This is a genomic window from Streptomyces sp. NPDC024698, assembly GCF_055559015.1.
The window spans coordinates 70,413-95,767 of sequence record NZ_JBVHLK010000016.1; the positions used below are offsets into that span (position 1 = coordinate 70,413).

At 69.3% G+C, this 25,355-nt stretch carries 23 protein-coding genes and 2 riboswitches; of the genes, 17 read left to right on the forward strand and 6 right to left on the reverse strand.

The genetic code is table 11. From position 1 onward, the window contains the following. The first annotated feature begins 3 nt into the window (after window positions 1-3). The 6 genes from ACZ4AA_RS28300 to ACZ4AA_RS28325 all read left to right on the forward strand — a co-directional run bounded on the left by ACZ4AA_RS28300 (window position 4) and on the right by ACZ4AA_RS28325 (window position 5,684). Window positions 4-1,104: a hypothetical protein gene (locus ACZ4AA_RS28300; protein WP_467609009.1), complete on the forward strand. Its 1,101-nt coding sequence runs from the start codon at window positions 4-6 to the stop codon at window positions 1,102-1,104. A gap of 213 nt (window positions 1,105-1,317) precedes the next feature. Continuing rightward, window positions 1,318-2,178, forward strand: coding sequence for an oxidoreductase (locus ACZ4AA_RS28305; protein ID WP_467609011.1), 861 nt, complete (start codon window positions 1,318-1,320; stop codon window positions 2,176-2,178). After that, complete coding sequence (locus ACZ4AA_RS28310) at window positions 2,175-2,582, forward strand: OB-fold protein (protein ID WP_467609013.1); 408 nt, start codon at window positions 2,175-2,177, stop codon at window positions 2,580-2,582. Before ACZ4AA_RS28305 ends, ACZ4AA_RS28310 begins: the two co-directional genes overlap by 4 nt. 589 nt (window positions 2,583-3,171) lie before the next feature. Then, on the forward strand, window positions 3,172-3,726 hold the full coding sequence (locus ACZ4AA_RS28315; RefSeq protein WP_467609015.1) for an NAD(P)H-dependent oxidoreductase: 555 nt from the start codon (window positions 3,172-3,174) through the stop codon (window positions 3,724-3,726). Window positions 3,727-3,912: 186 nt separating this feature from the next. Next, window positions 3,913-5,463: an acyl-CoA carboxylase subunit beta gene (locus tag ACZ4AA_RS28320; protein WP_467609017.1), complete on the forward strand. Its 1,551-nt coding sequence runs from the start codon at window positions 3,913-3,915 to the stop codon at window positions 5,461-5,463. 20 nt (window positions 5,464-5,483) lie between these two features. Further along, the gene (locus tag ACZ4AA_RS28325) at window positions 5,484-5,684 is read left to right on the forward strand and encodes an acyl-CoA carboxylase epsilon subunit (RefSeq protein ID WP_467609019.1); all 201 of its coding nucleotides are present in this window, start codon (window positions 5,484-5,486) and stop codon (window positions 5,682-5,684) included. 130 nt (window positions 5,685-5,814) lie between these two features. On the opposite strand, the gene ACZ4AA_RS28330 is transcribed toward ACZ4AA_RS28325, so the two are convergent. From ACZ4AA_RS28330 to gcvT, 4 genes are all read right to left on the reverse strand, one after another. Next, window positions 5,815-7,182, reverse strand: coding sequence for an L-serine ammonia-lyase (locus tag ACZ4AA_RS28330; RefSeq protein ID WP_467609021.1), 1,368 nt, complete (start codon window positions 7,180-7,182; stop codon window positions 5,815-5,817). Between the two features lie 164 nt (window positions 7,183-7,346). Then, window positions 7,347-8,606 (reverse strand): serine hydroxymethyltransferase, encoded by a 1,260-nt coding sequence (locus tag ACZ4AA_RS28335; RefSeq protein WP_467609023.1) that lies wholly within the window; start codon window positions 8,604-8,606, stop codon window positions 7,347-7,349. A 12-nt stretch (window positions 8,607-8,618) separates the two neighbouring features. Further along, entirely contained in the window at window positions 8,619-8,996 is a 378-nt protein-coding gene (gene gcvH, locus ACZ4AA_RS28340; protein ID WP_467609025.1) for a glycine cleavage system protein GcvH, read from the reverse strand. Between the two features lie 158 nt (window positions 8,997-9,154). Beyond that, complete coding sequence (gene gcvT / locus ACZ4AA_RS28345) at window positions 9,155-10,273, reverse strand: glycine cleavage system aminomethyltransferase GcvT (RefSeq protein WP_467609027.1); 1,119 nt, start codon at window positions 10,271-10,273, stop codon at window positions 9,155-9,157. Between the two features lie 34 nt (window positions 10,274-10,307). Beyond that, window positions 10,308-10,419, reverse strand: a riboswitch (glycine riboswitch). Further along, window positions 10,420-10,516, reverse strand: a riboswitch (glycine riboswitch). Between the two features lie 197 nt (window positions 10,517-10,713). Between gcvT and ACZ4AA_RS28350 the strand changes: the two genes are divergently transcribed. The 10 genes from ACZ4AA_RS28350 to ACZ4AA_RS28395 all read left to right on the forward strand — a co-directional run bounded on the left by ACZ4AA_RS28350 (window position 10,714) and on the right by ACZ4AA_RS28395 (window position 22,232). Further along, window positions 10,714-11,379 (forward strand): AAA family ATPase, encoded by a 666-nt coding sequence (locus tag ACZ4AA_RS28350; RefSeq protein WP_467609029.1) that lies wholly within the window; start codon window positions 10,714-10,716, stop codon window positions 11,377-11,379. Window positions 11,380-11,466: 87 nt separating this feature from the next. Continuing rightward, on the forward strand, window positions 11,467-12,243 hold the full coding sequence (locus ACZ4AA_RS28355) for an enhanced serine sensitivity protein SseB (RefSeq protein ID WP_467609031.1): 777 nt from the start codon (window positions 11,467-11,469) through the stop codon (window positions 12,241-12,243). A gap of 227 nt (window positions 12,244-12,470) precedes the next feature. Then, window positions 12,471-13,271 (forward strand): enhanced serine sensitivity protein SseB C-terminal domain-containing protein, encoded by an 801-nt coding sequence (locus ACZ4AA_RS28360; RefSeq protein ID WP_467609033.1) that lies wholly within the window; start codon window positions 12,471-12,473, stop codon window positions 13,269-13,271. Window positions 13,272-13,747: 476 nt separating this feature from the next. After that, window positions 13,748-14,746: an ABC transporter permease gene (locus tag ACZ4AA_RS28365; RefSeq protein WP_385400240.1), complete on the forward strand. Its 999-nt coding sequence runs from the start codon at window positions 13,748-13,750 to the stop codon at window positions 14,744-14,746. A gap of 59 nt (window positions 14,747-14,805) precedes the next feature. Further along, window positions 14,806-16,557: an ABC transporter substrate-binding protein gene (locus ACZ4AA_RS28370; protein ID WP_467609035.1), complete on the forward strand. Its 1,752-nt coding sequence runs from the start codon at window positions 14,806-14,808 to the stop codon at window positions 16,555-16,557. Window positions 16,558-16,626: 69 nt separating this feature from the next. Next, entirely contained in the window at window positions 16,627-17,634 is a 1,008-nt protein-coding gene (locus tag ACZ4AA_RS28375) for an ABC transporter permease (RefSeq protein WP_467609037.1), read from the forward strand. After that, complete coding sequence (locus tag ACZ4AA_RS28380) at window positions 17,631-18,728, forward strand: ABC transporter ATP-binding protein (RefSeq protein WP_467609039.1); 1,098 nt, start codon at window positions 17,631-17,633, stop codon at window positions 18,726-18,728. Before ACZ4AA_RS28375 ends, ACZ4AA_RS28380 begins: the two co-directional genes overlap by 4 nt. After that, on the forward strand, window positions 18,725-20,020 hold the full coding sequence (locus ACZ4AA_RS28385) for an ABC transporter ATP-binding protein (RefSeq protein ID WP_467609041.1): 1,296 nt from the start codon (window positions 18,725-18,727) through the stop codon (window positions 20,018-20,020). Before ACZ4AA_RS28380 ends, ACZ4AA_RS28385 begins: the two co-directional genes overlap by 4 nt. A 107-nt stretch (window positions 20,021-20,127) precedes the next feature. Continuing rightward, window positions 20,128-21,519: a M1 family metallopeptidase gene (locus tag ACZ4AA_RS28390; protein ID WP_467609043.1), complete on the forward strand. Its 1,392-nt coding sequence runs from the start codon at window positions 20,128-20,130 to the stop codon at window positions 21,517-21,519. Window positions 21,520-21,566: 47 nt separating this feature from the next. Further along, entirely contained in the window at window positions 21,567-22,232 is a 666-nt protein-coding gene (locus tag ACZ4AA_RS28395; protein WP_467609045.1) for a trimeric intracellular cation channel family protein, read from the forward strand. Here ACZ4AA_RS28395 and ACZ4AA_RS28400 read toward each other — a convergent pair. Continuing rightward, complete coding sequence (locus ACZ4AA_RS28400; RefSeq protein WP_467609047.1) at window positions 22,132-23,502, reverse strand: alpha/beta hydrolase; 1,371 nt, start codon at window positions 23,500-23,502, stop codon at window positions 22,132-22,134. The genes ACZ4AA_RS28395 and ACZ4AA_RS28400 overlap by 101 nt on opposite strands. A 160-nt stretch (window positions 23,503-23,662) precedes the next feature. On the opposite strand from ACZ4AA_RS28400, the gene ACZ4AA_RS28405 reads away from it, so the two are divergent. Then, window positions 23,663-24,523 (forward strand): thioesterase family protein, encoded by an 861-nt coding sequence (locus tag ACZ4AA_RS28405; RefSeq protein ID WP_467609049.1) that lies wholly within the window; start codon window positions 23,663-23,665, stop codon window positions 24,521-24,523. Window positions 24,524-24,677: 154 nt separating this feature from the next. Here ACZ4AA_RS28405 and ACZ4AA_RS28410 read toward each other — a convergent pair whose 3' ends face one another. Further along, complete coding sequence (locus tag ACZ4AA_RS28410) at window positions 24,678-25,268, reverse strand: TIGR03086 family metal-binding protein (protein WP_467609051.1); 591 nt, start codon at window positions 25,266-25,268, stop codon at window positions 24,678-24,680. Between the last annotated feature and the right edge of the window lie 87 nt (window positions 25,269-25,355).

The window sequence follows — 25,355 nt, forward strand, 5'->3', positions numbered from 1 at the left end:
GAAATGCCCCTCTCCATCGCCGACAAAATCCTTCGGCTCTCCCTGACCACGTTCCCGTTCATAGACGCGTCACAGTTCTTTCCATCGCTCTCCACGTACAAGGTCGACAGGGCCTTCGAGCTCCCCGAGTTCGAGGAGGCGATGAAGCACTTCTTCCGGGGGAACCCGCTCTTCTCCAAGTGCCACCTGGTGGAGCTGACCTTCGACACTCCTGAGGACTTCCCCCTCTCGTCATTCCAAGAGCTGCTTGCGGAAAAGTACGAAAGCTACTACGACAGCTTTCTGCTCGCCTCCGTGACCTATCGCTCCGACCCGCACCTCCAGGGCATCTTCACGTGCATACCGTTCCCGTTGCAGGACGGCTACAAGGTCTTCCGATTCCACCAGGCGCTGATGAGCACCCTGAAGACGCGGCAGGACGGATTCCGGATCGCCGAAGGTCTCGCGGAGCTGGAGATCCGGGCCGATGAGCTGGAAGCCTTCTTGCCGCCCGCTCAGACCTCGCCCTCCGGCGCGAGCAAGGAACTCCCCGTCACCTTCACCGAAGGCTCTGACGCGCCGGTCAAGATCGGCTCCTTCCTGGAGCGGATGAGGACCGACTTCCTCGACCGCGACAGCGCGAACATGTTCGTCCTCAAGAACAGCCTCTACTCGCCGAAGCTGCCCCTCGGCAACACACTTCGGTTTCTGACGGTGCCGCGAAGCGTCATCGAGCAGAGCACGGGAATCCAGATCCGTGACTACTACCGCGCCGAGGAGCAGCGCGAGATAGACGCACTGTCCCGTATCGAGCGGCGGGAAGACTTCGTCGAAGCCGGCCACGCCCGCATCGGGAAGATGATCGCCACGCCCGACGTCTTCGCCGTCAACAACTACGGCAACGTATCGGCGCACGACGGCTCGGACGTTCAGGCGGACGACGGCACGCTCGTGAAGTACGAGTGGCACATGCCGCTCATCGTGCTGGGACTCACCGTGGGCGAGAGGTCCGGACTCTCGTGGACCATCACCATTCGCGACAAGGCGTTCAACTTCGCGACGGTCCGCCGGACTTCCCCGCAGGACGACTCCGTCAAGGCGGCCGCCGGAAGCCGAGGGGTCTGAGGACCGGCCTCGGAGCAGCAGCCTGACCATGCGTGAAAAACTCGAAGACCTCACGCATGGTCGAGGACCGCTCGCGTTCCACCGGGTGGCCAGGGGCTCGCGCCCCTGGCCACCCGACCGCGTCCCTGCCTCCGCCGCGCCCGTGGAAACGTACCCACCGGACGCGCAGAGCGGTCCACGACGATTCCGCGAACAGACCCGAGAGGCCTTCGGATGATCCCCGCCCCGCAGACGTTAACCCTCGCCGACGACCTGAGCATCACGCGGATGGGATACGGCGCGATGCAGCTGACCGGTCCCGGTGTCTTCGGACCGCCCAAGGACCGCACCCGGGCGATCTCCGTGCTGCGCGCGGCGGTCGAGCTCGGCATCACCCACATCGACACCAGCGACTTCTACGGGCCGACCGTCGTCAACAAACTGATCAAGGAGGCCCTGCACCCCTACCCGGACGGTCTGCACATCGTCACCAAGGTCGGCGTCCGCCGCAGTGCCACCGGCGGCTGGATCACCTCCCTGGACCCCGCCGACCTCAACGCCCAGGTCCACGAGAATCTCCGGCACCTCGGCCTGGAGACCCTGGACGTGGTCAACCTGCGCACGGCCGCGTTCGGCGGTGACGGGTCCTCCGTCGCCGAGCCGTTCGGCACCTTGGCCGACCTGCGTGAGCAGGGCCTGATCCGTCACCTCGGCCTCAGCGGGATCACCGACGCCCAGCTCACCGAGGCCCAGGCCATCGCTCCCGTGGTCACCGTGCAGAACCAGTACAACCTGGCCGACCGCGCCGACGACGACCTCGTCGATCGCTGCGCCGCGGAGAACATCGCCTACGCCGCGTTCTTCCCCCTCGGCGGCGGATTCAGCCCACTGCGGTCACGGATCCTGCGCGACGTCGCCCGCCGCCTCGGCGCCTCCGAGCAGCAGGTGGCGCTCGCCTGGCTGCTGCGGCGCTCGCCGTCGACGGTGCTGATCCCCGGAACCTCCAGCGTCACCCACCTGCGGGAGAACATCGCCGCGGCCGATCTGCAACTGCCCGACGAGGCGATCGCCGAACTCGACACCATCGGGCGGTGACCCCGTGGGTACCGATTGACGACAACGCGAACAACACCAGCAGGATCACGCGACCACAGAGAAGGCGACAAACGATGAACATTCGCGACCTCCACGACGAGTTCACCGCGGACCGCGCCGCCGCCGAACGCGCCTACTACGGGAAATACCTCACTCTCGAAGGAATCTCGATCCGGACGGGCGAAAGCCAGTACGGCACGCCGGTGGTGGAAGTGTCGGATGCCGTCGGAGGCCCCCACCTCGCCATCTTCGTGCTGCCGTTCGACCACCGGATCAAGGAATCGTTCCGGATCGTGCGAAGCGTCCCCCTGGGTGTCACCGTCACCGTCAAGGGAGAAGTCCGGGTCTTCAGCGAGGACGGGACAGTGCTGGTCATCAAGGAGTGCGAACTCCTCACCCCGTGAGTCCCCGCGGGCCGTTTCCCGGAGCGGCTGACGACCGGCACACGTGAGGTCGGTCCGAACTCGGTCTCCCGCCTGTGCCGCATGCGCCGTCTCGCCCGGCACGGCTCCGGCAAGGCCGGCCGGCGTCCGGGTTCATGACGGTCCGCCGGGCAGCGCGGGCCGGGAAGCACGACAGGCACGGTCTCCCGGATCACGGACGTCTCCACGCCCCGTGATCCACGTGGAAGGCCGTGCCTGCCTGCGTCGGCCGTCGTCCCCGCCCCGGCCGCGTGCGCGGTCCTGACCGGGGCCACCTTCCCGCCGGCCGACCCACCGACTGCACCGAAGCCCCGGAGTCGTCGGGGGTGCGCGTGAATATCCACCACCCGGACCGTCGCCGGTGGAACGAGTCCGTCAATATCGCGTGACAAATACCGCTCGGATCACCGACTGCCTTTACTTACAGAGGCACAGCCGCTCGTTCCGAAACGATCGCCCTTTCACAGCGATCGCGAGGAACGCATGACCGCGGACACGACCGACCCGCTCACCAACATTGACAGTGAGGGCGCACACGGGTTCGCGTCCTACACGAGAAATGGAACATTCAGTGACCACGAATCGCACCCTCGTCATTGTCGCCCACCCGAACCTCGCGGAGTCCCGTGGCAACGCCACCTGGCTCGCCGGGATCAAGGACCTGGACAACGTCACCGTCCACGACCTCTACGAGACCTACCCCGATTTCAAGATCGACGCCGCACGCGAGCAGGAGCTGCTGCGCGAGCACGACACCGTCGTCCTCCAGTTCCCGGTCTACTGGTACAGCGTGACTCCGCTGCTCAAGGCCTGGTTCGACGCGGTGCTGGTCCACGGTTTCGCCTTCACCTTCGACGGCTCCGCCTCCGCGTTGCAGGGCAAGAAGGCCTGGCTGGCCGTCACGGTCGGCAGCACCCTGGAGACCTACGCCGCGGATGGCCTCGCCCGACGGACCCTCGAGCAGTACCTCGCCCCGGTCTCCCAGACGCTGGAGTTCTGCCAGCTCGACTATCAGGGATTCCACTCCGTCTACGGCATGATCTTCGACCCGCTGGACGAGGACCTCGTGCTGAACGCCAAGGAATACCGTCGGCTCATCGCGAACAGTGAGACGCCGGTCGGCTGACCTCGGTCATGCGCGAATCTCGACTGTTCGTGAATTCTCGGAGTTTCACGAGTAATCGCGATGTCCGCTCCGGGGCCCGGCCCCGGGCGGCGCGTCCCGCGTGTCACCGCCGCTTCCTTCGCCGAACTCGACGGCAGTTCAGCGAAGGAAGCCCGACTCGGACTCCGTTCGGATCTCAGTGAGGGGATGAAGGTGATGTCCGCCGTGGCCGGGCTGCTCGCGATCCGTGAGCAGGTGTTGGCGGGGCCGAGTGCGGCGGCGACGGAGGCGCAGCACGCGAAGGGGAAACTGACCGCGCGTGAGCGGATCGGGCTGCTGCTGGACGAGGGTTCGTTCAACGAGGTCGAGCAGCTGCGCCGGCACCGTGCCACCGGTTTCGGCCTGGAGGCGAAGAAGCCGTACACCGACGGCGTGATCACCGGCTGGGGCACCGTCCACGGCCGCACGGTGTTCGTGTACGCGCACGACTTCCGTATCTTCGGCGGCGCGCTGGGCGAGGCCCACGCCACGAAGATCCACAAGATCATGGACATGGCCATCACGGCCGGTGCTCCGCTGGTCTCCCTGAACGACGGCGCGGGCGCCCGTATCCAGGAGGGCGTCACCGCGCTGGCCGGCTACGGCGGCATCTTCCGGCGCAACACCCGCGCCTCGGGTGTGATCCCGCAGATCTCCGTGATGCTCGGCCCGTGCGCGGGCGGCGCCGCCTATTCGCCGGCGCTGACCGACTTCGTGTTCATGGTCCGTGAGACCTCGCAGATGTTCATCACAGGACCGGACGTGGTCAAGGCCGTCACCGGCGAGCGGATCACCCAGAACGGTCTGGGCGGCGCGGACGTGCACGCCGAGGTCTCCGGCGTGGCGCACTTCGCCTGCGACGACGAGCGGACCTGCCTGGAGGAGGTCCGGTTCCTGCTGTCGATGCTGCCGCAGAACAACCGCGAGACCCCGCCGGCGGAGACGACCGAGGACCCGGCCGGCCGCCGCTGCGAGGCGCTCCTCGACCTGGTCCCGGCCGACGGCAACCGCCCCTACGACATGCGCAAGGTGATCGAGGAGCTGGCCGACGAGGGCCAGTTCATGGAGATCCACGAGCGCTGGGCCACCAACGTCATCTGCGCGCTCGCCCGCATGGACGGGCAGGTCGTCGGCATCGTCGCCAACCAGCCGCAGTCGCTGGCCGGTGTGCTGAACATCCACGCCTCGGAGAAGGCCGCGCGGTTCGTGCAGCTCTGCGACGCCTTCAACATCCCGCTGGTCACCCTGCTGGACGTGCCGGGCTTCCTGCCGGGCGTGGACCAGGAGCACGGCGGCATCATCCGCCACGGCGCCAAGCTGCTGTACGCGTACTGCAACGCCACCGTGCCGCGGATCTCGCTCGTGCTGCGCAAGGCGTACGGCGGCGCGTACATCGTCATGGACTCGCTCTCGGTCGGCGCGGACCTCGCGTTCGCCTGGCCGACCAACGAGATCGCGGTGATGGGCGCCGAGGGTGCCGCGGGCGTCGTCTTCCGCCGCGAGATCGCCGCCGCGGACGATCCGGAGGCCAGGCGCGTGGAGCTGGTGCGGCAGTACAAGGACGAGCTGATGCACCCCTACTACGCCGCCGAGCGCGGCCTGGTCGATGACGTGATCGACCCCGCCGCCACCCGCGAGGTGCTCATTCGCTCCCTGCGGATGCTTCGCACCAAGCACGCGGACCTGCCCGCCCGCAAGCACGGCAACCCACCCCAGTGAGCGCGCCGAAGGGGCAGCAGATGGACCAGGGGGACCTCCGCATCATCCACGGCGATCCCACTCCCGAGGAGCTCGCCGCGCTGATCGCGGTCCTGGCGGCCCGCACCGCCGCTCAGCGCGCCGACCCTCCGCGGTTCGCCCATGGCGACCGCCGCTCGCAGGCCCGCTGGCGCCGCCTGGAGCGCGTGACCGGCTACCGCAGCCCCGTCTCCTGGCGCTGACGCCACCCGCCTCGGCGCACCGTGGCGCAACCGAACGGGGTCAGCATCCCCGCTGCGTGGTCAGGGAAGGCCCTGACAGCGCCGAGAGATACGAACGCGCTGGTCAGGGCCCGTGCCCCTAGGTCGTGGCCTAGCACTCGATGATGTTCACCGCGAGGCCGCCGCGCGCGGTCTCCTTGTACTTGACGCTCATGTCGGCGCCGGTCTCCTTCATGGTCTTGATGACCTTGTCGAGGGAGACCAGGTGCGAGCCGTCGCCACGCATCGCCATCCGGGCCGCGGTGACGGCCTTCACCGCGGCCATGCCGTTGCGCTCGATGCACGGGATCTGGACCAGGCCGCCGACCGGGTCGCAGGTCAGGCCGAGGTTGTGCTCCATGCCGATCTCGGCGGCGTTCTCGACCTGCTCCGGGCTGCCGCCCAGCACCTCGGCGAGCGCGCCGGCCGCCATGGAGCAGGCCGAGCCGACCTCGCCCTGGCAGCCGACCTCGGCGCCCGAGATGGAGGCGTTCTCCTTGAACAGCATGCCGATCGCCCCGGCCGCGAGCAGGAACCGTACGACCCCGTCCTCGTCGGCGCCCGGCACGAAGTTGATGTAGTAGTGCAGCACCGCGGGGATGATGCCCGCCGCGCCGTTGGTGGGGGCGGTGACCACCCGGCCGCCCGCCGCGTTCTCCTCGTTGACCGCCATCGCGTAGAGGGTGATCCACTCCATCGCGTGCGCCAGCGGATCGCCCTCGGCGCGCAGCTGGCGGGCGGAGAGGGGGGCACGGCGGCGGACCTTGAGACCGCCGGGCAGGATGCCCTCACGGGTCATGCCGCGCGAGACGCACGCCTGCATCACACGCCAGATCCCGAGGAGTCCCTCGCGGATCTCCTCCTCGGTGCGCCAGGCCCGCTCGTTCTCCAGCATCAGGGCGGAGATCGACAGGCCGGTCTCCTTGGTGAGCCGCAGCAGCTCGTCGCCCGTGCGGAACGGGTACTTCAGGACCGTGTCGTCGAGCTTGATGCGGTCCTCGCCGACCGCGTCGTCGTCGACCACGAAGCCGCCGCCCACCGAGTAGTACGTCTTCTCCAGGACGAGCTCGCCCGAGGCGTCGTACGCGAAGATCGTCATGCCGTTGGCGTGGTACGGCAGGGCCTTGCGGCGGTGCAGCACCAGGTCGTCGTCGAAGGAGAAGCCGATCTCGTGCTCGCCGAGCAGCCGGATCCGGCCCGAGGTCCTGATCTGCTCGACCCGCTCGTCGGCGCCCTCCACGTCCACCGTCCGGGGCGAGGCGCCCTCCAGGCCCAGCAGCACCGCCTTGGGGGTGCCGTGGCCGTGGCCGGTGGCGCCCAGCGAGCCGTACAGCTCGGCGCGTATCGACGCGACGGGGGCCAGCAGGTCCTCGTTGCGCAGCCGCCGGGCGAACATGCGCGCGGCGCGCATCGGACCCACCGTGTGGGAGCTTGACGGGCCGATGCCGATCGAGAACAGGTCGAAGACCGAGATGGCCACGGGAACTCCTTGCTGGTTTCGCCGGACGCCGTTGTCCGACGGAGGTGGTGCGGGACCGCATGGAACGGGGCACCGCGCTCTGCTTCCAGTGTGCGCGGTGCCCCGGATGTCCGTACGAATACAGACCGTACGGGTGAAAAAGACAGGATGGAAATCCTGCGGAACTAGTTCAGGCCGGGGTACAAGGGGTGCTTGTCGGCCAGAGCGGACACGCGGGCCTTCAGGGACTCCGTGTCGTAGGACGGCTTCAGCGTCTCGGCGATGATGTCCGCGACCTCGGTGAAGTCCTCGGCGGTGAAGCCGCGGGTGGCGAGGGCGGGCGTGCCGATGCGCAGGCCCGAGGTGACCATCGGCGGGCGAGGGTCGTTCGGGATGGCGTTGCGGTTGACCGTGATGCCGACCTCGTGGAGGCGGTCCTCGGCCTGCTGCCCGTCCAGCTCGGAGTCGCGCAGGTCGACCAGGACCAGGTGCACGTCCGTGCCCCCGGACAGGACGTCCACGCCGACGGCCTTCACGTCGTCCTGGACCAGACGCTCGGCCAGGATGCGCGCGCCGTCCAGCGTGCGCTGCTGGCGCTCCTTGAAGTCGTCCGAGGCGGCGACCTTGAAGGAGACGGCCTTGGCGGCGATCACGTGCTCCAGGGGGCCGCCCTGGAAGCCGGGGAAGACCGAGGAGTTCAGCTTCTTGGCGAAGCTCTGCTTCGCCAGGATGATCCCGCCGCGCGGGCCGCCGAGCGTCTTGTGGGTGGTGGAGGTGACCACGTCCGCGAACGGGACCGGGTTCGGGTGCAGACCCGCCGCGACCAGACCCGCGAAGTGGGCCATGTCGACCCACAGGAAGGCCTCGACCTCGTCCGCGATCCGGCGGAACTCGGCGAAGTCGAGCTGCCGCGGATACGCCGACCAGCCCGCGATGATCACCTTCGGGCGGTGCTCCTTGGCGAGCCGCTCGACCTCGGCCATGTCGACCAGTCCGGCCTCGTCCACGTGGTACGCGACCACGTCGAACTGCTTGCCGGAGAAGTTCAGCCGCATCCCGTGGGTCAGGTGGCCGCCGTGGGCCAGGTCCAGGCCGAGGATGGTGTCGCCGGGCTTGGCCAGCGCGAACAGCGCGGCCTGGTTGGCGGAGGCGCCCGAGTGGGGCTGCACGTTGGCGTACTCGGCGCCGAACAGGTCCTTGACCCGGTCGATGGCGATCTGCTCGGCCACGTCGACGTGCTCGCAGCCGCCGTAGTAGCGGCGGCCCGGGTAGCCCTCGGCGTACTTGTTGGTCAGGACCGAGCCCTGGGCCTCCATGACCGCGACCGGAGCGAAGTTCTCCGAGGCGATCATCTCCAGGGTGGACTGCTGGCGGTGCAGCTCGGCGTCGACGGCGGCGGCGATGTCCGGGTCGAGCTCGTGGAGAGGGGTGTTCATAAGCGACATGCGGGTGACTCCTCAGCCGGCCGTGAAGGCGGTGTACTCGTCGGCGGACATCAGGTCCTCGGGCTCGTCCGCGACGCGCACCTTGAACAGCCAGCCGCCCTCGAAGGGAGCGGAGTTGACCAGGGCCGGGTCGTCGACGACGTCCTGGTTGGCCTCGACGATCTCGCCGTTCACCGGGGAGTACAGGTCGCTGACCGACTTGGTCGACTCCAGCTCGCCGCAGGACTCGCCCGCGGTCACGGTGTCACCGACCTCCGGGAGCTGGGCGTAGACCACATCGCCGAGCGCGCTGGCCGCGAACTCGGTGATGCCGACCGTCGCGACGCCGTCCTCGGCGACGGACAGCCACTCGTGCTCCTTGCTGTAACGCAGCTGCTGGGGGTTGCTCATGGCCTGAATTCTCCTGTACGCGGTGGAGTGCTGATGGAGGGAAGCGAGAGTGACCGGGCCGATGTGCCCAGGGTCACGTCCGGGGCCCGGCGAGGGGCACCCGTCGGTACCGGCGCCCTGCGGGCATCGGTGTCATGCCCGGACGGTGCGGACCGGTGTCACTTCTGGCGCTTGTAGAACGGCAGTGCCACGACCTCGTACGGTTCGTGGCTGCCCCGGATGTCCACGCCCACACCGGCGGTGCCCGGCACGGCGTGCGCTGCGTCGACGTAGGCCATGGCGATCGGCTTGCCCAGCGTGGGGGAGGGGGCGCCGGAGGTGATCTCGCCGATCACCTCGCCGCCGGAGACGACCGGGTAACCGGCGCGCGGCACCCGGCGGCCCTCGGCGATCAGACCGACGAGCACGCGCGGCGGGTTCTGCTCGGCGCGGGCGGCGGCCTCCTCGAGCGCCGCGCGCCCCACGAAGTCGCCGTCCTTCTCGAACTTCACGACCCGGCCGAGACCGGCCTCGAAGGGGGTCAGCGAGGTGGTCAGCTCGTGCCCGTACAGCGGCATGCCGGCCTCCAGGCGCAGCGTGTCGCGGCAGGACAGGCCGCAGGGGACGAGACCGGCCGGGGTGCCCGCGTCGGTGAGCGCCTGCCACACCTTCTCGGCGTCGGCGGGGGCGACGAACAGCTCGAAGCCGTCCTCGCCGGTGTAGCCGGTGCGGGCGATCAGGGCCGGGACGCCGGCCACCGTGCCCGGCAGGCCCGCGTAGTACTTCAGGCCGTCCAGGTCCGCGTCGGTGACCGCCTTGAGGATGCCGGGGGACTCGGGGCCCTGCACGGCGATCAGCGCGTAGGCGTCACGGTCGTCGCGCACCACGGCGTCGAAACCGGCGGCGCGCTCGGTCAGCGCGTCCAGCACCACCTGGGCGTTGGAGGCGTTGGCGACGACCATGTATTCGTGCTCGGCCAGGCGGTAGACGATCAGGTCGTCCAGGATGCCGCCGTCCTCCTGGCAGATCATGGTGTAGCGGGCGCGGCCGACGCCGACGGTGGCGATGTTGCCGACCAGCGCGTGGTTCAGGAGAGCCGCCGCCTGCGGGCCGGTGACGGTGATCTCGCCCATGTGGGAGAGGTCGAAGAGGCCGGCCTTCGTACGGACGGCGACGTGCTCGTCGCGCTCCGAGCCGTAGCGCAGGGGCATGTCCCAGCCCGCGAAGTCGGTCATGGTCGCGCCGAGCGAACGATGCAGGGCATCGAGCGCGGTGTGGCGGGGTGCGTTGCTGCTCATCGGTCTGGCTCCCAAGGCATGACGGCGAGGTCGTTCCTCCCCATCTGTCATCGGAACCTGAGAGGTTCATCGGGACCCCGCGAAACGGTGGTCCTGACTTGCACCTTGGGTGGAGCCACGCGGAGCGGCCCGCTTTTCAGATGTGCCTCGCCCGCGCGGTAACGGGGCCTGAGAGATTCAAGGGAGGGACTTGCTCCTTCGGCGCCCGGGTACACGTACCCAGGACTCTCCCGCGCGGATTCAAGCGGCCGGTATGCAGTTGGCGCGGCCATCATCGCACGCGTTCCCCGATCACGGCAGCCCGCCATCCGTGACACGGCTGTTGCGGTCCGTGCACGGAAAGAGGAAGCGCCGGGCATTACCTTCTCTTTACACTCGATGGAGACGGGACTCCTTGTCCGAGGAGACGGGACTCCACGTCCGAGGGGAGGACGGCCACGGTGGACAGGACCACGGCGTACGTGACGACCTCGGGTCTCGCCCTGCCCGAGCAGCCCGGCGCGGCCCGGAAGGCCGGCGGGCCGCGTCCGGCGGCCGTCGTCCGGGATCTGCGCGACCGGGTCGGGCACAGCCCGCACGGGCTGCGCTTCGGGGCGCACGACCTCGTCGTCGTCACCGGACTGCCCGGCAGCGGCAAGTCGACACTGATGCGGCGCGCGGTGCGGGGCACGCGCGTCGACTCGCAGGACACCCGCGACCGCTGGGACGGCCGGATCGCCAGACGCCTGCCGTACGCCCTCTACCGTCCCCTGGTCCGCCTCGCGCACTACGCAGGCCTGCGCCGCGCCCTGCGCGCGGGCGGCGGACTCGTCGTGCACGACTGCGGCACGCAGGCCTGGGTGCGCCGCTGGCTCGCCCGCGAGGCCCGGCGCCGCGGCGGCGCGCTGCACCTGCTGCTGCTCGACGTCACGCCGGGCACCGCGCTGGAGGGTCAGCGCGAGCGCGGCCGGGGCGTCTCCCGCTACGCCTTCGCCCGTCATCGCGGCGCGGTCGCCCGGCTGCTGCGCGCCGCCGAGCGGGGGGACCTGCCCGCGGGATGCGGCTCGGCGGTGCTGATCGACCGGCACGCGGCGGACGTGCTGCGCAGGATCGACTTCGGCCACTGACCGGCGGATCGGGCCCATGGGCCCGATCCGCCGGAAAGGCCCTAACCTTTCCAGCCGGAACAGTGGTTCGAAGCGGGCGGTGGACAGATGGATTTCCCGGCACAGGCGCACCCCCAGCCGCACGGAGGCTGGCCAGGCAACGAACTGGAGGAGGTGTTGTCCTCCTCCCTCGGTGTGCCCGCGGGGCCCTCGGCGGCCGCTCGCATCGTCGAGGTGCTCGGCCGCAGCTTCGTGTGGGTGCCGCTGCCCAACGGCGGCGGCCCGCAGAGCGGCGCGCTGGATCTGCCCACGATGGACCTCGGGGGCCAGGTGTACGTCCCCGTGTTCAGCTCAGAGGAGCAGTTCCGCCAGGTCGTCGGCAGCCACATGTCGTTCACGATCGCGCCCGCCGTGGAGTTCGCCCGCGGACTCCCGCCGCAGGTGGGCATCGCCCTGAACCCGGACGGCGTGGTCGGCGTGCCGCTGCCGCCGCCGGCCGTCGCCGAGCTGTGCCGGGCCGGGCGGACCGAACTGGACGGGTCGGCCGGCGGGGGCCGTGTGCGGCTCTTCGAGCCCGACTGGCAGGACGACCCGATGGACTTCCTGGCCGCGGCCTCGGCGGAGTTCGCCGCGACCGGCGTCGTCCTGAGCGCCCGCCGCTGTCTGGCCAGCATCGAGGGCGACGAGCCGGTCATGTTCATCGGCGTCGAGCTGGCGGTGTGGGAGGGTGACGCCCGTGCCCTGCCGCTGGACGCCCTGGGCCGGGCCCTCGGCCGGGTCCCGGTGAACATCTTGGTGAACCTGGTCCTGCTCGACGTGGCGCAGGACCCGGTCGGCGACTGGATGCGGGCCCAGGTGCGCCCCTTCTACCAGCACGGTCACTGAACGGCGGCCGCCCGCAGTGCGCCGGGCGGGGCCGCCGGCCCGCCGCGTCGGGGGCCCGGCCGGCCCGCAGGGGGGCCACCGGCTCTCTCCCGCTTCCCCCGGCGGAGCACGTTCGCCGCATAAGCTGGTTTCATGGCCTGGACGAGGCGTTGACGCACATCGGCGACCGGTGCCTCGGGCGTAAGGGATGAGTTCGTCGTGAAATGTTCGCGAAGGGGCGGTTGAGGGTGAGCGCGTCGGGCACGGCCGCGGCCGGGCAGGTCGAGCACATGCTGCGCCAGGTGACGCCCGGGCGTTACGACGCCTACGAGGCGCTCCTTCGCGCGCTCGCGACCCCGTCGTCCGGCCAGGTGTGGATGCTCCTGTGGCACGGCCAGGCCGGCTCCCCGGACGCCCAGTACGGGAACATGTCGGTCGACGGCTTCGGGTACGCGCCCTGTGTCACCTCGGCCCAGGAGCTCTCGGCCAGTGGCTGGAACCGCAGTTACGAGGTCGTCGACGCGCTCGACGTGGCCCGGACCCTGTATCCCGACCAGTTCGGGCTCTGGCTCAACCCGCACGCCCCCGGCGGCGGCCTCGGTGTGCCCTGGCTGGATCTGCGCCGGATCGCCACGGGCCTGGAGCGCCAGCCCGCGGGCCCGCTCCGGCTGTCCGAGCCCGCCATCGAGATCCCGCAGTTCTACGCCCTGATCACGCAGAACGCCCATCTGACCCCGGCCGTACGGTCGTTGCGCCGCGCCTGGGTCCAACCCGCCTTCGGGACGCCCTATCTGGCCATCGGCCTTGACGTGTACGACACTTCACCGCCTGCCGTCGACTCGGTGCGGGCGATGATGCAGCAGTCGATCGGCGCCGTCCCGGACGGGCTGCCGGTCTCCACCGTCGCGATGTCGGACGAGTTCGACCCGGTGGCGATGTGGCTGCGCGCGAACGCGCGTCCGTTCTACGACCGCGAGGCGCACGGGGCCCCGGCGCAGGCGCCGGCCGCGGGCGGCTACGGCTATCCGCCGGCCCGCGGCGGCTACTGAGAGCGTCCCGAATCGCGGACCTCTCGCATGTCCGTGCGAGAACGGCTGGCATCATGACCCTGCACACGGCCTTCACGAGTCGTGCGTTCCATGCTGCTGACCTGCGGGGAAGCGGACGTTTGTGTCAGTTGTCCCGTTTTAGCGGCATTTCGCACCGGTAAGACCCGTCTGGCCGCTCTGGTGTCAATTGGCAATCGTCCGGCTCCTGTTACCCACTGTTCGGATAACGGAATCCCTCAACAAGCATCACGGTTGCGCATACATTCCCCATGAGGCCTGGCACCTGATCGTGGCAGCACTGAAGACTCCCCCAACAGGCACGGGGCCTTCGACCCTGTGAGCGAGCGCAAGTCGAACCATCAGCCGGGTCATCGGACCGCACCATCTGCGGTCGACCCCCCGGCGAGCAAGTGAACCAAGCCGCAGACAGCGGCAGGCGTAGGCCGGTCACCACCGGCGAGAGGGGTCGGGTCACTGTGACCGCACCGATCGAGACCACCGCGACGGCAACGGAAGCGCAGCCAGAGGCTGTGCTCGCCGGAGCCGGCAAGGGGCAGATCGAGGGCCGTTCGCTGGGACAGATCGCCTGGACGCGCTTCAAGCGCGACAAGGTGGCGGTCGCCGGCGGTGTCATCGTCGTTCTGCTCATCGTCGTGGCGATCCTCGCCCGGCCCGTCCAGGCGATGCTGGGGCTGGACCCCAACGCCTTCCACCAGGACCTGATCGACCCCAACACCTCCCTGCCCACGGGCGGCATGGGCGGCATGAGCGTGGACCACCCGCTCGGTGTCGACCCGAAGTTCGGCCGTGACCTCGCCACCCGCGTGCTGGAGGGCTCCTGGGTCTCGCTGGTGGTCGCCTTCGGCGCCACCATCCTGTCGAACGTGATCGGCGCGATCCTGGGTGTCGTCGCGGGCTTCTACGGCGGACGGGTCGACTCGATCATCAGCCGCCTGATGGACACCTTCCTCGCATTCCCCCTCCTGCTCTTCGCGATCGCCATCTCCGCCACGCTCCAGGGCGGCGCGTTCGGCCTCGAAGGGCTCCCGCTCCACCTCAGCGTGCTGATCTTCGTGATCGGCTTCTTCAACTGGCCCTACCTCGGCCGTATCGTCCGGGGCCAGACGCTCGCCCTGCGTGAGCGGGAATTCGTGGACGCCTCCCGGGGCATGGGCGCCAAGGGCCCGTACATCGTCTTCCGGGAGCTGCTGCCCAACCTGGTCGGCCCGATCATCGTCTACTCGACGCTGCTCATCCCGACCAACATCCTCTTCGAGGCGTCCCTCAGCTTCCTCGGGGTCGGCATCCAGCCCCCGCAGGCCTCCTGGGGCGGCATGCTCCGTGAAGCGGTCACCTACTACCAGGTCGACCCGCAGTTCATGATCGTGCCCGGCCTCGCCATCTTCGTGACCGTCCTCGCCTTCAACCTGCTGGGCGACGGTCTCCGCGACGCTCTCGACCCGCGCAGCCGCTGATGCCTGCCGCACACCGAGAGACCACCAAGTTTCCGACAATGGAGGGGAACCCGCCCATCATGCGTAGGTCTACGCTGGCCGCCATCGCGGCCATCGGCTCCGCGAGCCTGCTTGTTGCAGGCTGTAGCAAGGCCGATGACAACAAGAACAACGACACCACGAAGTCGGCCGGTGCCAACGCAGCGACCACGGACGTCGTCAACGCCTCCACGAAGAAGGGGGGCACGGTCACGTACGAGTACTCGGACGTGCCGGACTCCTTCGACCCGGGTAACACGTACTACGCGTTCATGTACAACCTGAGCCGTCTGTACGCTCGTCCGCTGATGACGTTCCAGCCCGGCGCCGGCTCGAAGGGCAACACCCTCGTCCCGGACCTCGCGGCCGGCAAGGGCGTCCCGAGCGACGGCGGCAAGACCTGGACGTACAAGCTGCGTACGGGTGTGAAGTACCAGGACGGCACCGCGATCACGTCCAAGGACGTCAAGTACGCGGTCGAGCGCTCCAACTTCGCGCGTGACGTGCTCTCCCTCGGCCCGAACTACTTCCAGCAGTTCCTCGTGGGCGGCGACAAGTACAAGGGTCCCTACAAGGACAAGAGCGGCAAGGGCCTCGACTCGATCGCGACCCCCGACGACTCGACGATCGTCTTCCACCTGAAGACGGCCTTCCAGGAGTTCGACTACCTCGTCGCCGCGCCGCAGACCGCTCCGGTCCCGCAGGCCAAGGACAACGGCGTCGACTACGTCAAGAACATCGTGTCCTCGGGCTCGTACAAGTTCCAGAGCTACTCCGACGGCAAGCAGGCCGTCCTCGTGCGCAACGAGAACTGGGACGCGAAGACCGACCCGCTGCGCAAGCAGTACCCGGACAAGATCGTCGTCAACCTGAAGGTCAACGCCGAGACGATCGACAAGGACGTCCTCGCGGGCGACGCGATCGACCTCGGTGGTGGCGGTGTCCAGGCCGCGACCCAGGCGCAGCTCCTCACCGACTCCGCCAAGAAGGCCAACACCGACAACACCTACGGTGGCCGTCTCGTCTACATGGCGATCAACACCAAGGTGAAGCCGTTCGACAACGTGGCGTGCCGCAAGGCCGTCCAGTTCGCGATCGACAAGGTCTCGGTGCAGACCGCCGAGGGCGGCCCGATCCGTGGCGACATCGCCTCCACGGTTCTGCCCCCGGACATCCCGGGCTACGCCAAGTCGGACGTCTACGCGACCGCCGGCAGCAAGGGTGACGCGGCCAAGGCCAAGGACCAGCTCAAGGCGTGCGGCAAGTCGGGCATCAGCACCAACATCTCCGCGCGCAGCGACCGCCCGCAGGAGATCGACGCCGCCACGGCGATCATCAACTCGCTGAAGGCCGCGGGCATCAACGCCACCCTGAAGCAGTACCCGTCGGGCAAGTACTTCACCGACTACGCGGGTGTCCCGAAGTTCACCGAGAAGCAGAACATCGGCCTGATCATGATGCAGTGGGGTGCCGACTGGCCTTCCGGCTACGGCTTCCAGCAGCAGATCCTGAACGGCTCCGCGATCGGTCAGTCGGGTAACACCAACCTGTCGCAGTACAACAACAAGGACGTCAACTCCCTCCTGGAGAAGGCGATCGGTACGCAGGACGACAGCGCGCGCAACGCCCTGTACACCGAGATCGACAAGAAGACCATGGACGACGCCGTCCTCGTGCCGCTGACCTACTTCAAGGTCCTGCTGGCCCGGCCGCAGTACGCGACCAACCTGGTCTCCTCGGCCGCCTTCAGCGGTCAGTACGACTACCTCAACATCGGCACCACGAAGAAGTAGCCCCGGAAGGCAGGTGAAGGCATTGGTGCCCGCGGGCTCAACAGCCCGCGGGCACCAGCGCCGATCCCCGTGATCTCGTACATCCTCCGTCGGACGGCAGCGGCAGCGATCCTGCTCCTGGTCGTCTCCGCGGTCACCTTCGCCATCTTCTTCCTGCTGCCACGACTGGCCGGCCAGACCGCCGACCAGCTCGCGCAGCAGTACATCGGGAAGAGCCCGACGAAGGCCGACATCATCGCGGTCAAGCACAATCTCGGTCTGGACCAGCCCGTCTACGTCCAGTACTGGCACTTCATCAAGGGGATCGTCACTGGCGCCACCTATGACCTGGGCCCCACCACGGTGCACTGCGACGCGCCGTGCTTCGGGTACTCCTTCAAGACGCACCAGGCCGTGTGGCCGCAGCTCACCTCGCGTCTTCCGATCACCCTGTCGCTCGCCGCGGGTGCCGCGGTGATGTGGCTGGTGTCGGGTGTGGCCGTCGGCGTGGTCTCCGCGCTCAAGCCGCGCTCGATCTTCGACCGCACCTTCATGGGTGTCGCGCTCGCCGGTGTCTCGCTGCCCATGTTCTTCACGGGCAACCTGGCGCTGCTGCTCTTCACCTACAAGTGGCCGATCTTCGGCCGCACCTACGTCCCGTTCATGGACAACCCCGCGCAGTGGGCCAACACGCTGTTCCCCGCGTGGTGTTCGCTCGCGCTCCTGTACTCCGCCATCTACGCGCGGCTCACCCGCTCGGGCATGCTGGAGACGATGAACGAGGACTTCATCCGCACGGCCCGTGCCAAGGGCCTGCGCGAGAGGAAGGTCGTGGTCCGGCACGGACTGCGCGCCGCCCTCACCCCGATCATCACCGTCTTCGGCATGGACCTCGGTCTGCTGCTCGGCGGGGCCGTGATCACCGAGAGCGTGTTCTCTCTGCACGGTGTCGGTGAGTACGCGGTGGACGGCATCACGGACAACGACCTGCCGCAGATCCTCGGCGTGACCCTTCTCGCCGCATTCTTCGTTGTCATCGCAAATCTTCTGGTGGACATGCTCTACGCTGCCGCCGACCCGCGGGTGAGGCTCTCGTGACCGAACTGTCAAAGACCGGCGCCGCGGTCGGCGAGCCCGTCTCCTCGCCCTCGGACGCCCCGAGCGCCTTCCTCGAAGTGCGCGACCTCAAGGTCCACTTCCCGACCGACGACGGTCTGGTCAAGTCCGTCGACGGGCTCAGCTTCTCGGTGGAGAAGGGCAAGACCCTCTGCGTCGTGGGCGAGTCGGGTTCCGGCAAGTCCGTGACCTCGCTGGCGATCATGGGCCTGCACCGCCTCGGCGCGCGCGGCAAGAACGTCCGGATGTCGGGCGAGATCTGGCTCGGCGGCAAGGAACTGGTCAACGCCGACCCGGACGAGGTGCGCAAGCTCCGCGGCCGCGAGATGGCGATGATCTTCCAGGACCCGCTGTCGGCGATGCACCCGTACTACACGATCGGCAGCCAGATCGTGGAGGCGTACCGCACCCACCACAAGGTCAGCAAGAAGGTCGCCCGCACGCGGGCGATCGAGATGCTCGACCGCGTGGGCATCCCCGAGCCGGGCAAGCGCGTCGACAGCTACCCGCACGAGTTCTCGGGCGGTATGCGTCAGCGCGCGATGATCGCCATGGCGCTCGTCAACAACCCCGAGCTGCTCATCGCGGACGAGCCGACGACCGCCCTCGACGTCACCGTCCAGGCGCAGATCCTCGACCTCATCCGCGACCTCCAGAAGGAGTTCGGCTCCGCGGTCGTCCTGATCACCCACGACCTGGGTGTGGTGGCCGAGATCGCCGACGACGTCCTCGTGATGTACGGCGGCCGGTGCGTGGAGCGCGGCTCCGTCGAGCGGGTCTTCGAGCAGCCGCAGCACCCGTACACCTGGGGTCTGCTCGGCTCGATGCCCCGTATCGACCGTGAGACGTCCGAGCGGCTCATTCCCGTCAAGGGCCAGCCGCCGAGCCTCATCAACGTCCCCTCGGGCTGCGCCTTCCACCCGCGCTGCCCGTACGCGGACCTGCCCAAGGGCGATGTCACCCGCACCGTGCGCCCCGAACTCCAGCTGATCGGCAGCGGCCACTACACCGCCTGCCACCTCTCGCAGGAGGACCGCACGCGGATCTGGACCGAAGAGATTGCGCCGAAGCTGTGAGCGAGAACAACAAGACGGACGGCGCCGGCGCGGTGATTCCGCAGCAGGCCGCGGCTCCCGCGCACCGCGCGAAGTCCTCGGAGAACCGTGAGGTCCTCCTGAGGGTCCAAGGGTTGCAGAAGCACTTCCCCATCCGGAAGGGCGTTCTCCAGCGGCAGGTCGGCGCGGTCAAGGCGGTCGACGGCATCGACTTCGAGGTCCGCAAGGGCGAGACGCTCGGCGTCGTCGGCGAGTCCGGCTGCGGCAAGTCGACCATGGGCCGGGTCATCACCCGTCTCCAGGACCCGACCGGCGGCACCATCGAGTTCGAGGGCCAGGACATCACCCGGCTCAGCGCCTCGAAGATGCGCCCGCTGCGCCGTGACATCCAGATGATCTTCCAGGACCCGTACGGGTCGCTGAACCCCCGTCACACCATCGGTTCGATCGTCTCGGCGCCGTTCCGGCTCCAGAACGTCGAGCCCGAGGGCGGTGTGAAGCGGGAGGTCCAGCGGCTCCTGGAGCTGGTGGGTCTGAGCCCCGAGCACTACAACCGCTACCCGCACGAGTTCTCCGGCGGCCAGCGCCAGCGCATCGGCATCGCCCGCGCGCTCGCCCTGAAGCCGAAGCTCGTCGTGGCGGACGAGCCGGTCTCGGCGCTCGACGTGTCGATCCAGGCGCAGGTCGTGAACCTGATGGACGACCTTCAGTCCGAGCTCGGTCTGACGTACGTGATCATCGCTCACGACCTCTCCGTCGTGCGCCATGTCTCGGACCGCATCGCGGTGATGTACCTCGGCAAGATCGTCGAGCTCGCGGACCGCTCCGCGCTGTACGAGGCGCCGATGCACCCGTACACCAAGGCCCTGATGTCGGCCGTGCCGGTGCCGGACCCCAAGCGCCGGGGTGCCAAGAGCGAGCGGATCCTGCTCAAGGGTGACGTTCCCTCGCCGATCGCGCCGCCGAGCGGCTGCCGGTTCCACACCCGGTGCTGGAAGGCCACGCAGGTCTGCAAGACGACCGAGCCGCCGCTCATCGAGCTGAAGCCCGGTCAGCGTGTCGCCTGCCACCACCCGGAGAACGCCCCGGACCAGGCTCCGCAGGACATCGTCCTGCTCTCGGCCGCGCGCGAGGCGGTCGAGCTGGTGTCCGGCGTGGAATCCGCCGAGGTGTCGGGCAAGGCTCCGGCCGAGCTCGCCGCCAAGGACGAGGAGGCCGCCACCGCCGAGCAGACCGCCGCCACGGACGAGGCCGGCTCCGCGTCGGCGTCCGAGGGTGCGGAAGCCGATCGTCAGGAGTCAACCGGCAAGTAGGCCGTGACGACTTGGCAAAGTCATGAACATGCCCGAACGGGAGAGTGCAGAGTCCTGCGTGTCCGTCTGATCGGAAACGATCGGCACACGTACGAAAGGGACGCGAAATGGCACTCTCCCGTTCGGCACGTTTAGGCTCGCTCGCCACCGCGGCAGCCTCCTTCTTCCTCGTCGCCGCCTCCTCCGCCCCCACCCCCGGCGCGGCCGGCATCGGTGACCCGTACTTCCCCGAGCTCGGCAACGGCGGCTTCGACGCCCGCCACTACGCCCTGGACGTGGCGTACAACCCCGACACCGACCGTCTCGACGGCCGCACCACCCTCACCGCCCGCGCCACCCAGAACCTCTCCGCCTTCGACCTCGACCTCCAGAAGCTGGACGTCACCAGGATCGAGGTGAACGGCAGAGCGGCCCGCTTCACGCGGGAGGGCGACGAGATCCACATCACCCCGCGCGGCCCGCTGGCCCGGGGCAAGGACTTCACGGTGACCGTCACCTACGGCGGCGTCCCCGAGGCCCTGAACGGCCCGATCGTCTTCGGCTCCGACTACGGGTGGATGAAGACCCCGGACGGCGTCTTCGTCGCCTGTGAGCCCAACGCGGCCTCCACCTGGTTCCCCTCCAGCGACCACCCCTCCGACAAGGCGACCTACGACATCCGCATCACGGCGCCCAAGGGCCTGACGGGGGTCTCCAACGGACGCCTGATATCGACCCGGGACAAGGGCGCCGTGACGGTCACGCACTGGCGCGAGAGCCGGCCCATGGCCACCTACCTCGCGACGGCGACCATCGGGAAGTTCGACGTGCGGACCGGGAAGACCCCGGCCGGGACCCCGATCTACGTCGCCATCGACCCGGTGCTGGCGAACAGCAACAGCGTCGACGTGTACGCCGTCACCGCCGAGGCCACCGACTACTGGTCGCAGCTGTTCGGCCCGTACCCGTTCGAGGAGACCGGGGCCATCGTCGACGACATGCCCGAGGCCGGCTTCTCGCTGGAGGTCCAGTCGAAGCCCGCGTACTCGGCGGTGCGTTCGGAGACGACCATCGTGCACGAGCTGGCCCACCAGTGGTTCGGCGACTCCGTCTCGGTCGCGCACTGGAAGGACATCTGGCTGAACGAGGGCTTCGCGACCTACGCCCAGTGGCTGTGGGCCGAGCACAAGGGCACCCGGTCGGCGCACGACTCGTTCCTCGCCGGGTACAACCAGCGGCCCGCGGACTCCGCCTTCTGGCAGACCACGGTCGCCGACCCGCAGCGCGACACGATGTTCGCCTCCGCGGTCTACCAGCGGGGCGCGATGACGCTCCAGATGCTGCGCGAGCGCATCGGCGACACGGCCTTCTTCAAGCTGCTGCCCGCCTGGACGAAGCTGCACCGGTACGGCAACGCGAGCACCGCCCAGTTCATCGCCCTGGCCGAGAAGATCTCCGGGCAGCAGCTCGACGATCTCTTCCAGACCTGGCTGTTCACCACAGGCAAGCCCGCCCTCTGACCCGTCCTTCGTAAGGCGCACACCCCGCGACAGGTGAGAATGTGGGGGTGTTCCAGCAACTGTTCAGCCCCTCCGTCCAGCACACGCTCGACCTGATCGGCATCTTCGTCTTCGCGATCTCCGGCGCCCTGCTGGCCGTCCGCAAGAACTTCGACGTCTTCGGCATCGCCGTCCTCGCGGAGATCACCGCGCTGGGCGGAGGGCTCCTGCGCGACATCATCATCGGCGCGGTCCCCCCGGCGGCCTTCACGGACCTGGGGTACTTCACCACACCGCTCGTCGCCGCCCTGCTCGTGTTCTTCCTGCACCCGCAGGTGGAACGCATCCAGGTCGGCGTGAACGTCTTCGACGCGGCCGGGCTCGGACTGTTCTGCGTCAGCGGCACCGTCAAGGCGTACGACTACGGGCTCGGCCTGACCGCCTCCGCCGCCCTCGGCCTCGCGACCGCCGTGGGCGGCGGTGTGCTGCGCGACGTCCTCGCCAACGAGGTCCCCTCGCTACTGCGCTGGGACCGCGACCTCTACGCGGTTCCCGCGATCGTCGGCGCCACGATGGTGGTCCTCTGCATCCGCTACGACGCGCTCACCCCGTTCACCAGCGGCCTCGCCATCGTCACGGCTTTCGTGCTGCGCCTGCTCGCGATGCGGTTCCACTGGCGAGCTCCGCGCGCGTGGAACCGCCGGTCGACGGTACGCGAGGACGAGAGCTCCTGATCCGGTCGGTGCCGGCCGCCGTGCCGGCACCTCCGGTGGTGACCGTGCCGTCGCGTCCGGTGGTCGCCGTGCCGTCGCGTCCACCCGCCGTACCCGGGGCCGTGCGCGTCCTGCCCGCGGTGCCTCCCGCGCCCGCCGGTGCCCTCCGCCCGGAGTCGAACTGCTCGGTCAGCCAGCGGAACACCTCCGGCACCTGGGGCCGCCACAGCCCCATGTCGTGGCCGCCCGCGCTGCGCGGCAGCAGCACCACGTCCACGGCCGTCGGCGGTTTGGCGATCGCCTGGATCGCCGCGGCCGCCTGGTACCCGTCACCGGACTCGCCCGAGAAGTAGAGGCCGATCCGAGGGGGGACGCGGTCGGCGCGCAGCAGCAGATAGGGGTTGTTCAGACGGCGCAGTTCGGGGCTGCGTCCGGCGAGTGAGCTGCGTTCACCCTTGGGGTCGTTGTAGCCGGACATGCTGACAGCGGCCCGGTAGCGGTCGGGGTGGGCGACGGCCAGTTTGGTGGCGCAGTGCGCCCCGGCCGAGTATCCGGCCGTGGCCCAGCCGTCCGCGCCGGACTCGGCCCGGAAGTTGTCCGTGACCATCCGCGGCACGTCGATGCTGAGCCAGCTGTCCGCGTTCACCGTCCCCGGGATGTTCGCGCAGCCGGTGTCCGCGCGGGCGAGCAGGTTGGTGCGCGGCGCGACCAGGATGAACGGCGCGACGCGTCCGGCGAGCATCATCGGACGCAGCTGCTCGTGCACATGGGCGGATCCGAACCACGCCTTGGCGGAGCCCGGATATCCTGAGAACAGTTCCACGACGGGGAACTTCCGGTGCCGATAGGCGGGCTGGTCGTACTGGGGCGGCAGCCAGACGTAGACCTCGGCGTTCACCCCCGACACGCGTCCCCTCAGGTCGGTGACGCGCACGCCGCCGGCCTGCCGCATGTGCGGTCCGTCGGCCGGCCGGAAGACCTGCCGTACCCTCGGCAGGGTCTTCAGCGAGATCCCCCCGGTGCCGTCCACGCCGAGGTCGGCGGCCTGCTGGACGTGGTTGCCGGTGCCGAGGAGGTCGGCCCAGTTGTCGTACAGGTTGTTGGCGTTGTTCACGAGGACGAACACCAGGCTGATCGCCGTCCCCTGGGCGAACAGCAGCATCAGAAGCCGGCTCGCGGCGCGTACGGGCCCAGGTCCGGGCACCCGGGACCACAGGACCAGGGGCAGCAGAAGCGCGAAGGCACACAGCACGAAGCAGGTCAGAAGGAACGTTGTCCCGGTGAGGCTCATGTCCCATCAGAGGAGATCCAGGACCGATTGGTCACGGATGATTGCGGACACTTAACAAGAAATTGCCGAATCCTCACCTGGATGGCCGGAAGGCGGGGGGTCACTGCGGTCATTTCAGCAAAAGCTACCGCTTAGTAATTTCCTGTTGTACGGTTCATGTATGCCAGAAGCAGCTTCGGTACAGGCCGTACGGGCCACGATCGGCGACAGCGAGTTCGACCGGGACACAGCCGTCACCCCGCGCGGGGCCGGCGTCTACGACGTCGACCTCTCCGCCGGGTGGACGATCATCAGCGCGGTCAACGGCGGCTACCTGCTGGCCGTGCTCGGCCGCGCGCTCGCCGACGCCCTCCCGCACTCCGACCCGTTCACGGTTTCCGCGCACTATCTGACCGCGTCCCAGCCGGGCCCCGCGGTCATCCGCACGCACGTCGTGCGCACCGGCCGGACGCTGTCGACCGGACAGGCATCCCTGTTCCAGTACGACGACGAGGGCCGCGAGATCGAGCGGATCCGCGTGCTCGCCTCGTACGGCGATCTCGACGCCCTGCCCGACGACGTGCGCACGACAGCGGTACCGCCGGCGATCCCGCCCATGGACCAGTGCTTCGGCCCGCAGGACGCCCCCGCGCCCATCCCCGGCAGCTCGGCGATCACCGACCGGCTGTTCCTCAAGCTCGACCCCGCGACCCTCGGCTGGGCGCTCGGCGCTCCGTCCGGAAAGGGCGAGATGCGGTCGTGGTTCGGACTCGCCGACGGCCGCGACGCGGATCCGCTCTCGCTGCTCCTCGCGGTCGACGCGCTGCCGCCGACGGCCTTCGAGATCGGCCTCTCCGGCTGGGTCCCGACCGTCGAGCTGACCGTGCACGTCCGCTGCCGTCCGGCGCCCGGCCCGCTACGCGTGTCGATCACCACGCGCAATCTCGCCGGGGGCTTCCTGGAGGAGGACGCGGAGGTCTGGGACAGCGCCGACCGCCTGGTCGCCCAGTCCCGCCAACTCGCCCGCGCCCGCCTCGCCTGAGCCCCACGATTCCCTCCGGGCCGCGTGCGGGACCCGCCCGACCAGCGAGCCCTGCGGGTCCTTCAGTGCCGCCTGCCCGACCCGCGAGGCCCGCAGTCTCCTCCTGTCCGACTCGGTGGGCAGGCCGTGGGGTCGACGCGGGCTCCCGGGGGTGTCAGGCGGTCACCAGCGGGGTGCGGCCCGTCCAGGCCGCGAGCCGTCCGTAGGCGTCGGTGCCCTCGGCGGCCGGCGCCACCGCGCCGAACGGCAGCGCGGGGTCCTCGCGCCCCTCGTCGGGCAGCACCCGCTCGGCGATCATGAGCGCGAACTCGGCCAGTTCCTGGTCGAGTTCGAGGGGCCGGCCGAGCGCCTCCGAGAGATCCCAGGTGTGCGTGACCGCCTCCATGACGTACCCGGCCAGCGCGATGCGTCCGGTCGCCTCGCCCCAGGGCACCGTCACCGGCGCGTCCAGCCGCGCGTCGTCCGCCCAGCCCTCCCCGACCCGCGTCCTGACCTCGTCGTACGCGGCCGCCCAGCCGTCGTCCGGCACACCGTCGGCGAACGGCCGCACCGCGAGCCCGTCGCCGCCCTCCCCGATCACGGCGATCCGCCGCGTGCCCCCGACCAGGTGCGACAGCAGCAGCCGTACGTCGAACTCGGCGCACGGGGTGGGCCCGTCCAGCTGCTCCGGCCGGACGGTCGCGACGAGCGAGGCGATCTGGGCGGCGGCGCGGGCATACAGGGGGCGGGGGTCCATGGCGTTCATGACTACCTCTTCCGTGTCTCGGTGTGCCCCCACCCTCGGCCCATAACCTGACAGTTTCCGTCAGCATTTGCGGACCGTCTCCGCGGG

What these genes read in the sequence shown, in the direction of transcription:
- ACZ4AA_RS28300 (WP_467609009.1), top strand. Translation starts at nt 4, where the DNA reads ATGCCCCTCTCCATCGCCGACAAAATCCTTCGGCTCTCCCTGACCACG.
- ACZ4AA_RS28305 (WP_467609011.1), top strand. Translation starts at nt 1,318, where the DNA reads ATGATCCCCGCCCCGCAGACGTTAACCCTCGCCGACGACCTGAGCATC.
- ACZ4AA_RS28320 (WP_467609017.1), top strand. Translation starts at nt 3,913, where the DNA reads ATGAAGGTGATGTCCGCCGTGGCCGGGCTGCTCGCGATCCGTGAGCAG.
- ACZ4AA_RS28325 (WP_467609019.1), top strand. Translation starts at nt 5,484, where the DNA reads ATGGACCAGGGGGACCTCCGCATCATCCACGGCGATCCCACTCCCGAG.
- ACZ4AA_RS28335 (WP_467609023.1), bottom strand. Translation starts at nt 8,606, where the DNA reads ATGTCGCTTATGAACACCCCTCTCCACGAGCTCGACCCGGACATCGCC.
- gcvH (WP_467609025.1), bottom strand. Translation starts at nt 8,996, where the DNA reads ATGAGCAACCCCCAGCAGCTGCGTTACAGCAAGGAGCACGAGTGGCTG.
- gcvT (WP_467609027.1), bottom strand. Translation starts at nt 10,273, where the DNA reads ATGAGCAGCAACGCACCCCGCCACACCGCGCTCGATGCCCTGCATCGT.
- ACZ4AA_RS28355 (WP_467609031.1), top strand. Translation starts at nt 11,467, where the DNA reads ATGGATTTCCCGGCACAGGCGCACCCCCAGCCGCACGGAGGCTGGCCA.
- ACZ4AA_RS28370 (WP_467609035.1), top strand. Translation starts at nt 14,806, where the DNA reads ATGCGTAGGTCTACGCTGGCCGCCATCGCGGCCATCGGCTCCGCGAGC.
- ACZ4AA_RS28390 (WP_467609043.1), top strand. Translation starts at nt 20,128, where the DNA reads ATGGCACTCTCCCGTTCGGCACGTTTAGGCTCGCTCGCCACCGCGGCA.
- ACZ4AA_RS28400 (WP_467609047.1), bottom strand. Translation starts at nt 23,502, where the DNA reads ATGAGCCTCACCGGGACAACGTTCCTTCTGACCTGCTTCGTGCTGTGT.
- ACZ4AA_RS28405 (WP_467609049.1), top strand. Translation starts at nt 23,663, where the DNA reads ATGCCAGAAGCAGCTTCGGTACAGGCCGTACGGGCCACGATCGGCGAC.
- ACZ4AA_RS28410 (WP_467609051.1), bottom strand. Translation starts at nt 25,268, where the DNA reads ATGAACGCCATGGACCCCCGCCCCCTGTATGCCCGCGCCGCCGCCCAG.